Here is an 11,492-nt window from a genome sequence, read left to right as displayed (position 1 = left end):
CCCTGCCCTGGACTACTTGCCCTTGCGGCGGAGTTCGGCGGCGAGCTGGGGCAGCAGCTCGTCGATGAACGACGTGTCGTAGCCCTGCCCGGAGAGCAACGCGTAGCTGAAGCGCGCCTTCATGACCTCTTCCGAGCTCGCGCCGAGCATGCCGTCGAGCGCGACGCCGATCTCCTCCAGCATCCGGTCGACCTGCGCGGTGCGGTACCCGCGCTGGCCGGCCGCGGCCTGCGGGATCCGCAGCTGCCGCAGGTCCTTCCACGACTTGACCTGCGGCATGCTGCGCACCGGTCCGGAGAGCTGCTGCTCGATCTGGCCGAGGAACCCGTCCACCTCGGTCTCGTCGTAACCGCGCCTGCCGATCAGCGGGCGGGAGAACCGGACGTCGCGGACGTCCTTGCCGGTCAGGTTGTCCTGGCCGAGCAGCGTCGCCTCGATGCGGTCGAGGAACGCGTCCACCTGGGACTCCTGGTAGCCGCGGCGGCCACGGGGAGGACGGTGGAACGCGATGTTGCGGATGTCCGCCGCCGTGAGCTTCGGCGAGTCGATGGACTGCGGCATCGCGGCCTGCTGAACGGGCTGCAGCGGGGCCGGCGGCTGCGGGCGGCGCTGCTGTGGCTGGGGACGCGGCTCGGGCCGCGGGCGAGGATCTGGCTGCGGACGGCGCTGCTGCGGCCGCTGCTGTTGCTGCGGGAGCTGCGTCGTCGGCGGGGCCGCCATGAGCGGCGGTGCGGTCTCGAACATCAGCACCACGAGGTCGAGGAACGTGTCGACGTCCTCCTCGTCGTAGCCGAACGTGCCCGGTGCGGTCTCGCCGAACACGGCGTCCTGCACCTGCTGGCCGGTCAGGTTGTCCCTGCCACGCAGAGTGCCTTCGATGCGGTCGAGGAACGCGTCGATCTGGCCCTCGTGGTAGCCGCGGGTCCCCGGTCTGGGCTTGTGGAAGCGCACGGCGGCGACGTCGTCGGGGGACAGTCGCACCGCGGGTCTCATCGCCTGCGACGTGGCGTGCGCGCCCTGGGCCGGTGCGGAGGCCTGCTGGCGTTGCGGAGTGGACCGCAACGTGTCCGCGACGAGTTCCATGAAGACGTTGACCTCGTTCACGTCGTAGCCCGGATCACGGGTCGCGGTGCTGAACTTGATGTTGAGCACGTCTTCACGCGTGAGGATGTCCTTGCTCTTCATGGTGCTCTCGACACGGTCGAGAAACGCGTCCACCTCAGCCGCGTCGTACCCGCGCTGACCACGCGGGGGACGGTGGAACGCGACCAGGGCCACGTCCTGCGCGGAGAGCAGAGGTGCCGGATGCGCGGGTAGACGATGCTGCGCTCCGGGGCCGCCCCGATCCACCAATGACCTCCTCCTGCGTACCTGTACTGGGGAGTATCGCGTTTCGCGTGGCATAACGTTTCGCCCTGATGGACCAAACGGCGCCACTACGATCGCGAACATGAGTCAGTTCGTGGATGTGATGCTGGCGACGGCCTCCAGTAGCGGGGACAGGGGCATGACGACGGGTGAACCCGCCGCGCCGGTCCGCCAGACCTGGGCCGAGGTGCACGAACGCGCCCGGCGGATGGCCGGTGCGCTCGATGTGGCGCCGGGCACCGCGATCGCCGTGCTCGCCGCCGAACCAGCCGTGATCGCCCCAGCCGTGCAAGCCGCATGGCTGTGTGGTGGCAGCGTCACGATGTTGCATCAACCCACACCACGCACCGACCTGGCCGAGTGGGCCGAGGACACGCTGCGGGTGCTCGCCATGATCGATTCGCGTCTGGTCCTGCTCGGCAGCCCCTTCGACGCTCTGGCTGCCGTTCTGGACCAGCACGGAGTGCCTTACAAGTTGCTCTCCGAACTCGACGCGGAACCGATCTCTGCTCCTGTTCCCACCGACGAGGATGCCACGGCACTGCTGCAGTTGACGAGTGGATCGACGGCTGATCCGAAGGCGGTGCGAATCACGCACCGCAATCTGATGGCCAACGCCGAGGGAATGCGCATCGCGGCGGCGCTCGATCCTGCCTCTGACGTCATGGTTTCGTGGCTGCCGCTGTTCCACGACATGGGGATGGTCGGCTTCCTGACCGTGCCGATGCTGTTCGGACTGGAATTGGTGAAGGTCACACCCGTCGACTTCCTGTCACGCCCGACGTTGTGGGCCGACCTGATCACCCGGTACCGCGGCACCATCACCGCCGCGCCGAACTTCGCCTACGCGATCGTGGCGCGCCGCCTGGCGTCCTCGTCGGATTCCTTCGACCTGTCGACCCTGCGACTGGCGTTGAACGGCGCCGAGCCGATCGATCCTTCCGCCGTCGAGGCTTTCGTGTCCGCGGGTGAACGGTTCGGGCTGCGCCCGGAGTCGATCCTGGCGGCCTACGGCATGGCGGAGACCACTCTGGGTGTGGCTTTCGCGCCGTTGTTCACCGGCCTGTCGGTGGACGTGGTGGACGCGGACGCCGTGGAAGCGGACAAGAAGGCAGTGCCCGCTTCGGACGGTCGCGCGTTCCCGTTGCTCGGCCCGCCGTTGCCCGGGCTGGAACTGCGGGTCGTCTCGGACTCCGGTGACGTGCTCGGAGTTCGGGACGTCGGCGAACTGCAGATCCGCGGCGAGGCCGTCACCCCCGGCTACCTGACGGTGAACGGTCCACTCGCCACGCAGGACGCCGAAGGCTGGCTGTCCACCGGAGACCTTGGGTACGTGGTCGAAGACGGCCAGGTGGTCGTCTGCGGGCGCCGCAAGGACGTCATCATCATGGGCGGCCGGAACATCTACCCGACCGATGTGGAGCGTGCCGCCTGCTCGGTCGAGGGAGTGCGGGCCGGCAACGCCGTCGCCGTGCGGCTGGACGCGGGGACGAAGCGGGAACGGTTCGCCGTCGTGCTGGAGTCGAAGCTGGCCGGGGACTCCGCCGCCGAGAAGGATCTGGTCAAGCAGGTCACCGCTCGGGTCGTCGACGCCGTGGGGCTGCGGCCGTTCGCCGTGGTGGTGCAGCCGCCGGGGACGTTGCCGAAGACGCCGTCCGGCAAGCTCCGGCGGTCCGCGGCGGCTGCTCTCGTCTAGTAGAGGGCGTCGAGTTCGTCGAGTCGCTTGCGCAGCTCCCTCGCGCTCTTGCGGGGGAGTGCGCGGGCGACGAAGCCGAGGAGCTGACGCTGTTCGACGGGATGAGGGCAGCACCCGCAGTCGTCGACGGGAATCTCGTTCAACCAGAAGCGGCGAGCCGGGGAGTCCTCGTACCGGATCCACGCTTCGAGAGCGAGCGCGGTGCTGCCCGGCCAGAGGTAGTTGCGGGTGCGTTCGAGGCGGTCCAGGTCGGCGATGAACCGGCCGGAGAAGCCCTTCAGCACGTCCTGGCGCCTACGCGGCATGGACCTTTCGGTTCGTCATGCCGTCCATTGTGCACGTCAGTGGAAGCTGTTTTGCGCGGCTTCCAGACCCTTGGTGACCATGGCCTCTGCCGCGTCCGCCGCCCGGTCGATCTCCAGGGCGAGCTGCTTGCGTTCCACCGTCGAGAAGTCCTTCAGGACGTAGTCGGCGGGGTCCTGGCGGCCGGAGGGGCGGTCCACGCCGAAGCGGAGGCGGTGGTAGTCCGGGCCGCCCAGGGACTTCGTGATGGAGCGGAGTCCGTTGTGGCCGTTGTCGCCGCCGCCGAGCTTCATGCGCAGCGCGGCGAACGGGAGGTCCAGCTCGTCGTGGATCACGACGATGGTGGTGGGCTTGAAGAACTTCACTGCGCTCGCGACGGGGCCGCCGGAGAGGTTCATGAAGCTGCGCGGCTTCGCGAGGACGACGCGGTGGCCGGACAGGCGGCCCTCGACGATCTCGGCGCCGGACTTGTGGGCCTTGAACTTGCCGCCGACGCGGGCGGCCAGTTCGTCGAGGACCAGGAAACCGATGTTGTGACGGTTGCCTTCGTACTTGGGGCCTGGGTTGCCCAGCCCGACGATGAGGGCGAGGTCAGCGTCCACGGAACCGCAACTCCTGCTCGAGATCGTCCAGCAACGTGTCCACGGCCTGCACCTGGTACCCCTTGCCCAGCAGGCCGGACGTGGTGCTGAACCGGGTGTTGCGGACCTCGGTGGAGGTCATGGCGCCCCGGCCGTCCAGGTTGGCCGCGGCCCGGATGATGAAGGCGTCGACTTCGGCGCGATCGTATCCGGTGCTCGCCTTGGTGAGCTTGCGCGCGCGGATGTCCTCGCCGGTGTCCAGGCCCGTCGGCGGCACGATGCCGTTGCGGATCTGGAACTCCAGCATGTGCAGGACGCCGTCGACGCTGAGCGGGTCGTAGCCGTTCGGGACCGCGGCGAACTGGACGGTGCGCACGTGGTCCGGGTTCAGGCGGAGACGGCCGGCCAGTGCGTCCGCGACGATCTGCAGGAACTCGTTGACCTGATCCGGGTCGTACCCCTGCCGCTTGCGGCGGAAGGTCTTGGACCGGACGTCGGCGGGCCGCAGGTACTGCAACGGCGCGCCGCCCCCCTTGTGAGGAGGTGACGCGCCGTCGTTTCGGCCCGACGTGATGGGGCTCAGCTTTCCTCGGTGGCCTCGGCCGGAGCGGCCTCGTCACCCTCGAGCTGCGCCGCGGAGGGCGCCTCGTTGATCGCGACGACGAGAGCGTCGCCGTCGGTGATCAGGACCGCGCCCTCGGGCAGGGTCAGGTCGCTGGCGTGGATCTGCGTGCCCGCGGCGACACCGGCGATCGACAGCTCGATCTGGTCCGGGATGTTCATCGCGTCGGACTCGATCTGGATCGTGCTGAGGTCCTGCGTCAGCAGCGTGCCCGACGCGGGCTCGCCGGAGATGACCAGCGGCACCTCGACGGTGACCTTCTCGCCGCGCTTCACGAGCAGCAGGTCGACGTGCTCGATGTAGTTCTTGATGGGGTGCGTGGTGACGGTCTTGGTGAGCGCCAGCTCGCTCGCGCCTTCGAGGGCGAGAGTGAGGACGGCGTTCTGGCCGTGCTCACGGACAACACGGGCGAACTCGAGCGCCGGCAGGGCCAGGTGCTGCGGGTCGGAACCGTGGCCGTAGAGCACCGCGGGGATCTTGCCGGCGCGACGGGTACGGCGGGCGGCGCCCTTGCCGAATTCAGTGCGCTGCTCAGCGGCGAGACGGACCTCGGACACGGTGGGGTACTCCTTACAAGTCTGGCCTTGTACGTCGGGGCGGTGCACAAGTATCAGCGGTTCAGCGATGGGGGTTGCTTGCGGTGGCGAGCAGCACACGGATGACTTCAACACGCGCGGCATCGAGCCACCGCGTCGATCACGTTGAGCTTGGATAGCTCGCCCTCGCCGAGGCAACCCGACCAGTGTAGGTGAGGTTGGGGGTGGGTCCTAATCGGGGGTCGGGTTGCGGGTGGGCTGGTGATTCAGGGGCGGGTGGTTGCCTTGCTGATTGCGACTGGGCGGGTGGTTGCCTTGCCAACCGCGACCGGGCGGGTGGTCACCTTGCGGGCGGCCAGGTTGCGTTGGGTGCTTCCCCTGGGGGCTCTGCCCCCAGACCCCCGGCAATCTGATCGGGGGGTGGCGCCACGCGTGGGTTGATGGCACGCCTGTTGCGTTGGGCGGCTGCCTGTTGCTTTAAGGGTTGCGTTGGCGGTGGGGTCCCGTCACGAGCCGAACCAAGAGCGGGCCACATGTGAGAGGGAGGGTCAAGTCGACGAAAAGCGTGTCGACTTGACCCTCCCTCTCACATGCAGCAAGAGCTGTGGTGCGACTCGTGACGGGACCCCACCGCCCTGACCGCGCGCTAAGAACGGCTCGCCTTCGGCTTCGCGGAAAGCAGAGGGGCCTCCCGCGTCCGTCCGTGGATGCGGGAGGCCCCTCTTTGGAGCTTTGGTCAGGCGTTGCCGTCGAACAGCGACGTCACTGAGCCGTCCTCGAACACTTCCTGGATCACGCGCGCGAGTAGCGGTGCGATCGAGAGCACGGTCATGTTCGGGAAGCGCTTCTCCGCTGGGATCGGCAGCGTGTCGGTGAAGACGACCTCGCGGGCGCCCGAGTCCTGCAGGCGTTGGGTTGCGGGGCCCGAGAGGATGCCGTGCGTGGCGGCGATGACCACGTCGGAGGCGCCCTCGTTGAGGAGTTGCTTCACGGCGCCTGCGATGGTGCCGCCGGTGTCGACCATGTCGTCGATCACGATGCAGAGGCGGCCCTCGACCTTGCCGACGACGCGGTTCGAGACGACCTCGTTCGGGCGGAGGGGGTCGCGGGTCTTGTGGATGAACGCGATCGGGGTGCCGCCCAGGGTGTCCGCCCACTTCTCGGCCAGCTTGGTGCGGCCCGAGTCGGGGGAGACGACGGTGATCTCGTGGCCCGCGTACTTGCCGCGGATGTGGTCCGCCAGCAGGGGCATGGCCCACAGGTGGTCCACCGGGCCGTCGAAGAAGCCCTGGATCTGGGCGGTGTGCAGGTCTACTGAGACCAGGCGGTCGGCGCCTGCCGTCTTGAACAGGTCGGCTACCAGGCGGGCGGAGATGGGCTCGCGGCCTCGGTGCTTCTTGTCCTGACGGCTGTACGGGTAGAACGGCATGATCACGGTGATGCGCTTGGCGGAGGCCCGCTTCAGGGCGTCGACCATGATCAGGTGTTCCATCAGCCACTGGTTGATGGGCGCGGTGTGCGACTGGATGACGAAGGCGTCACAGCCGCGTACGGACTCCTCGAAGCGGACGAAGATCTCGCCGTTCGCGAAGTCGTAGGCCGACTGAGGAGTCACCGTGACGTTGAGGTGCTTCGAGACCTCTTCCGTCAACTCCGGGTAGGCACGCCCGCCGAAGAGCATCAGGTTCTTCTTCGGTGTGCCGGGCATCTGCGGGTTCGGGTTCACGGTCAGCGACCCTCCTCTGTGTTCTCGTCGGCATTCTGCTTCGCCAGGGCCTCGGCTGCTGCCTGAGCGGCGGCCGTGCCCTCACGACGGCTGAGGACCCAGCCTTCGAGGTTGCGCTGCGGGCCTCCGGACACGGCGAGCGCGCCCGGCGGGACGTTGCGGCGCAGGACGGTGCCCGCGCCGGTGTACGCGCCGTCGCCCACGGTCACCGGCGCTACGAACATGTTGTCCGAACCGGTGCGGCAGTGGGATCCGACGATCGTGCGGTGCTTGTTCACGCCGTCGTAGTTGACGGTCACCGAAGCCGCGCCGATGTTGCTGTGATCGCCGATCGTGGCGTCGCCGATGTACGAGAGGTGGGGGACCTTCGAACCGTCGCCGATCTGCGAGTTCTTCGTCTCGACGAACGTGCCGATCTTGCCCTTCACGCCCAGCGACGTGCCGGGGCGCAGGTAGGCGAACGGGCCGACGGACGCGTTGTCGCCGATCACCGAGTCGCTGCCGTGGGTTCGGATCACCGAGGCGCCGGCACCGACGGTCACGCCGGACAGCGTCGTGTCGGGGCCGACCACAGCACGCGAACCGATCACCGTGCCCGCGCGGAGCTGCACGTTCGGCTCGATCAGGGCGTCCTGGCCGACCTGCACGTCCGCGTCCACCCACACCGAGGCGGGGTCGACGACGGTCACGCCGGAGCGCATGAGGCCCTCGACGATGCGGCGGTTCATCTCGGCGCCGACGGCCGAGAGCTGCACGCGGTCGTTGATGCCCTCGACCAGCCACGGGTCGGACGCGATCAGCGCGCCGACGCGGAGGCCGTCGCCGCGGGCGATGCCCAGGACGTCGGTCAGGTAGAGCTCGCCCTGCGCGTTGTCGGTGGACAACCGCGAGAGGCCGTCGCGCAGCACCGCCGCGTCGAACGCGTAGACGCCGGAGTTGATCTCGGTGATCAGCTGCTCGACGTCGGAGGCGTCCTTCTGCTCCACGATCCGCTGCACGGTGCCGTCGGCGTCGCGCACGATCCGGCCGTACCCGGTGGGGTTCTCCAGCACGGCCGTGAGCACGGTGACCGCGTTGCCCGCCGCCGAGTGCTCGGCCAGCAGCGCGGTGAACGTCTGGGTGTCGAGCAGCGGCACGTCGCCGTAGCTGACGATCACCGTGCCGCCCAGGTCGTCGGGCAGCTCGGCCAGGCCGCACGAGACGGCGTGCCCGGTGCCCTTCTGCTCGGACTGCACCGCGACGGTGACCTTGCGCCCCAGCGCACCGGCGAGGGTGTCCAGATGCTCGGTGACGGCTTCACGGCCGTGGCCGACGACGACGGCCAGGTGGTCGGGATCTGTGCCGGCCGCCGCGCGCACCGCGTGTTCCACGAGTGAGCGTCCGGCGATCCGATGCAGCACCTTGGGCGTGGACGACCGCATGCGGGTGCCTTCCCCGGCGGCGAGCACGACCGTGCTGACAGGGCCCTCGAGCATCAATGCTCTCCCTAACAGGCTGGGTGTTTCGAAGTCCGCGACCAGCCTAAGCCTCCGCGGACGGCTCCCCGGCCACGGCCGCAACCTGGCAGCCACCTTGACGCTTCGCCACGTACATCGCCGAGTCCGCCCTTGACAGGGCCTGGTTGGCGGATTCGCGGGGGCGCAGCGAGATGACGCCGACCGACAGCGTCACGCCCCGCGAGAGGTCGATTGGCAAGCCTGCCACCGCATCCACGGCGCGACCGAGTGCCGCTTCCGCGGCGTGCAGAGGCGCCCCCGGCAGCAGCACGACGAACTCGTCGCCGCCGTAGCGGGCCACCATGTCGTCACCCCGCAGGGCCTGCCGGAGTGTGCTGGCAATCACCCGAAGAACATCATCACCCTCGGCATGTGAATACCGGTCGTTCACGCCCTTGAACCCGTCGAGGTCGACCAGCGCGATCGAGAACGGATCGACCTGACCGGCGATGAGCTCGCCCATCTTGTCGTCGAGCGCGCGGCGGTTCGGCAGTCCGGTCAGCGGGTCCTGCAACGCCTGCTGCGCTATCTGGCCGTGCGCGCGCGTCAGTCGTTCGTGCTCACGGCGCGTCTGCAACGTGGCCACGCGGGACTCCCGCATCTGCCACAGCTCCAGTTCCAGAGCCGCGTTGTAGGCCTGCAACGCCGACGTCGTGTGCGGTCCGGACAGGTGCGCGTACTCGCGCTCCAGCGAGAGCACCAGCGACGGTTCCGACGTGTCGTGCTCCATCTGCGTGCGGGTGTCATCGAGCACCTTGAGGGCGTCGTCCAGCCGGTTCGCCTCGACGAGGCACCGGGCCAGCGCGATCGCGACGATGATCAGTTCCCGCGCGTACATCGACAGGCCGCGCAACGACCACAGCCGGTCGAGGTGGCCTTCCTTGGGGTTCGTCAGCGCGTGCGCGGCGCCGAGGATCGGCACCTGCTCGGCGGCGTCGAGGTCGCGCCTGCCGGGATGCAGCGACTGCCGGAACGGCACCTCGGCGGCCTCGGCGAGCCCGGAGGCGACCTTGAACTGCTCGTGCGCGGCGTCGTGCAGGTTCACCCGTTCGAGCCGCAGCCCCCAGCCGATCCGCAGCCGGGCGCGGTTGACCAGGTGCACGTAGATCTGGTGGGGCTGGCCGCTCTCGCGCAACGCGTTGTTCGCGCCCGCCAGCACGTCGTCCGCCATCTCGTAGACGCCGAGCTGGGTCAGCACGAGGGCGATGTCCTGCAGCGTCGTGGCGAGCAGCTGGTCCCAGATCCGCTTGTCGAAGACCGGGTCGACCTCGGGTTCCTCGTCGAGCATCATCGCGAGCGCCGACGCGATCTCGGTCAGCGCCTTGTCCTCGGCGTTGCCCAGCAGGAACCGGCGTCCGCGCAACGCACGCGCGTCCGCCTCCAGCACGATCAGGCCGTGACGGCGGCAATGGGCGAGCATCTCGTCGAGCTGCGGATCGGACATGTCGACGAGACCCGGCGTGACCAGCCTGACCACGGCCGCGGCTCTGAGCAGCTGCGCGACGATGCGGGGCTCTCCGCGACCCTGCGCCTCGGCGAGGATGCGGTCGATCTCCGTGGCAGCGTCCAGCTGCGCGGCGAGGTGGCTGCTCTGGGCCACGGCGACGAGTTCGGACGCGCGACCAACCAGCCACGCGTCGGACATCTCGTGATGGCGGTGGCCCACGTTGCCCTGCTCGTCGACCGTTTCCTCGGGCAGCTTCGCACCTCCCAAAGACCACACTGACTCGTGCCCTGCTCCGCCACCAGGATTCGAACCTGGACCATCTGAACCAAAATCAGAGGTGCTGCCTTTACACCATGGCGGAATGAACGAACTCGCGTCCGCTCAGGGCACATGTTGTCACGAGTGGTCCTCTTCTTGTCCAACCACCACTCGCTCGGCTCAGTTCAAGATCACGGCTTGGCGCCGACTGACCTGGTCAGAAAGTCGCCGAGCGCGCCCCGGTACGTGTCCGTCGCCACATTCCACCCCGACGTGTGGTCGGCGCCCGGGATCTCGACGTACTGCAGCGGCCACCCCAGGCCGCTCGCCGCCGTCGCGAGGTCGCGCGAGGACTGGGCGGGCACGGTGCCGTCCGCCGAGCCGTGGATGAGCAGCGTCGGGGGCTTGAGCGCGGGAGGGTTGCGGACCAGGTCGAACCGGTCGAAGTCGATGTCCGCGCGCCAGCCGGACACCAGCTCGGCCACCGGCGTGAGCCACGTCGGCACGCCCCGGTTCGCGGCCTGCAGGTTCAGCGTCTGCGTCCAGTTCGTGACGGGGGAGTCGAGCACCACGCCCGTCACGGCCGCAGCGAGTCCGGACCGGGCGAGGGTCTGGCCGACGATCGCGCCGCCCATCGACCAGCCGTAGAGCACGATCTTCTTCGCGCCCTTGCCCTGCGCGTACCTGATGGCCGCCTCGACGTCGTGCCACTCGGTGTCGCCGAGGTGGTAGAGCCCGTCCGGCGACTTCGGCACGCCGGCGTCGTTGCGGTAGGTGATCAGCAGGACGGGCAACCCCGCGCTGTGCAACTGCGGCACCACGCGCAGCGCTTCTTCGCGCGACGCGCCCCGCCCGTGCACGGTGATGACCCACGTGTCCTGGTTCGATCCCGGGACGAACCACGCGGGCATGTCGCCGAGCTCGCCGGGGATCGCGACGTCGCTGTAGACCAGGCCGAGCGACGTCTTGGGGGTGCCCTCGTAGACGTCGGTCTCGATGCGCACCTTCGTGCCCTCCGGCGGTGCGGTGCCTTCGAGCAGAGGACGTTCCACGCGGCCGTCCTTGGTCGAGGCGACGTCGCCGACCTTCGCGGTGCCGCCGGGCCAGACGATGCCGAACGTGCCGCGCAGCGTCGTGAGCTTCGATTCGGCCAGAACGACGTTCTTGTCGTCCACGCCGAGTGCGGTCTCCGGGTAGCGCCGCGGCACTTCCTCCGGTTCGAGCAGCTCACCGCTGTAGTACCAGCCGACGACGCCCAGAGCCGCTGTGACCAGCACGAGCACGACGAGCAACGAGGTCACGGTGATCCGGATGATCTTGCGTCTGGCCATCTTCCGATGATGCCGGGTCGAGGTCTCGATTCCAGGCGACACAGCGCGCTGATCCTGAGAACTGTCCGTGAGTTTCCACGCGGGGTATGGCGAAAGCAGGCGGCCCTAACTTACGCTTCCGTAAGTTA

The 11,492-nt window shown here is 68.7% G+C and carries 10 protein-coding genes and 1 tRNA gene; 1 reads left to right on the top strand and 10 read right to left on the bottom strand.

The genetic code is table 11. The features are described 5' to 3' along the window. Nucleotides 1–12: 12 nt before the first annotated feature. Nucleotides 13–1,350, bottom strand: coding sequence for a DivIVA domain-containing protein (locus tag OG205_RS28685; RefSeq protein ID WP_330271120.1), 1,338 nt, complete (start codon nucleotides 1,348–1,350; stop codon nucleotides 13–15). Between the two features lie 100 nt (nucleotides 1,351–1,450). Between OG205_RS28685 and OG205_RS28680 the strand changes: the two genes are divergently transcribed. Beyond that, nucleotides 1,451–3,064: a fatty acyl-AMP ligase gene (locus OG205_RS28680; RefSeq protein ID WP_330271119.1), complete on the top strand. Its 1,614-nt coding sequence runs from the start codon at nucleotides 1,451–1,453 to the stop codon at nucleotides 3,062–3,064. Here the strand turns inward: OG205_RS28680 and OG205_RS28675 are convergent. From OG205_RS28675 to OG205_RS28635, 9 genes are all read right to left on the bottom strand, one after another. Continuing rightward, nucleotides 3,061–3,369 (bottom strand): hypothetical protein, encoded by a 309-nt coding sequence (locus tag OG205_RS28675; RefSeq protein WP_330271118.1) that lies wholly within the window; start codon nucleotides 3,367–3,369, stop codon nucleotides 3,061–3,063. The two genes, OG205_RS28680 and OG205_RS28675, sit on opposite strands and share 4 nt — an antisense overlap. Before the next feature lie 36 nt (nucleotides 3,370–3,405). Continuing rightward, a complete protein-coding gene (gene pth, locus OG205_RS28670) occupies nucleotides 3,406–3,969 on the bottom strand; it encodes an aminoacyl-tRNA hydrolase (protein WP_093606450.1) in 564 nt (187 codons plus the stop codon). Next, nucleotides 3,959–4,465, bottom strand: a complete 507-nt coding sequence (locus OG205_RS28665; protein WP_330271117.1) for a DivIVA domain-containing protein — start codon at nucleotides 4,463–4,465, stop codon at nucleotides 3,959–3,961. Before OG205_RS28665 ends, pth begins: the two co-directional genes overlap by 11 nt. A gap of 62 nt (nucleotides 4,466–4,527) precedes the next feature. Beyond that, nucleotides 4,528–5,127, bottom strand: coding sequence for a 50S ribosomal protein L25/general stress protein Ctc (locus OG205_RS28660; RefSeq protein ID WP_330271116.1), 600 nt, complete (start codon nucleotides 5,125–5,127; stop codon nucleotides 4,528–4,530). A gap of 715 nt (nucleotides 5,128–5,842) precedes the next feature. Next, on the bottom strand, nucleotides 5,843–6,814 hold the full coding sequence (locus OG205_RS28655) for a ribose-phosphate diphosphokinase (protein WP_330278248.1): 972 nt from the start codon (nucleotides 6,812–6,814) through the stop codon (nucleotides 5,843–5,845). Nucleotides 6,815–6,834: 20 nt separating this feature from the next. Then, nucleotides 6,835–8,307 carry a bifunctional UDP-N-acetylglucosamine diphosphorylase/glucosamine-1-phosphate N-acetyltransferase GlmU gene (gene glmU / locus OG205_RS28650; protein WP_330271115.1) on the bottom strand — a complete coding sequence of 491 codons (1,473 nt, stop codon included), beginning with the start codon at nucleotides 8,305–8,307 and terminating at the stop codon, nucleotides 6,835–6,837. Nucleotides 8,308–8,353: 46 nt separating this feature from the next. Further along, nucleotides 8,354–10,051 (bottom strand): GGDEF domain-containing protein, encoded by a 1,698-nt coding sequence (locus OG205_RS28645; protein ID WP_330271114.1) that lies wholly within the window; start codon nucleotides 10,049–10,051, stop codon nucleotides 8,354–8,356. A gap of 14 nt (nucleotides 10,052–10,065) precedes the next feature. Then, nucleotides 10,066–10,136 (bottom strand) — tRNA-Gln (locus OG205_RS28640). A gap of 88 nt (nucleotides 10,137–10,224) precedes the next feature. Then, on the bottom strand, nucleotides 10,225–11,364 hold the full coding sequence (locus OG205_RS28635; protein ID WP_330271113.1) for an alpha/beta hydrolase family protein: 1,140 nt from the start codon (nucleotides 11,362–11,364) through the stop codon (nucleotides 10,225–10,227). Nucleotides 11,365–11,492 lie beyond the last annotated feature (128 nt).

The organism is Lentzea sp. NBC_00516, from assembly GCF_036346835.1.
GTDB classification, from domain to species: Bacteria; Actinomycetota; Actinomycetes; order Mycobacteriales; family Pseudonocardiaceae; genus Lentzea; species Lentzea sokolovensis.
Note: the sequence above shows the minus strand (reverse complement) of the source record. Positions and strands in the feature narration are given on the sequence as shown.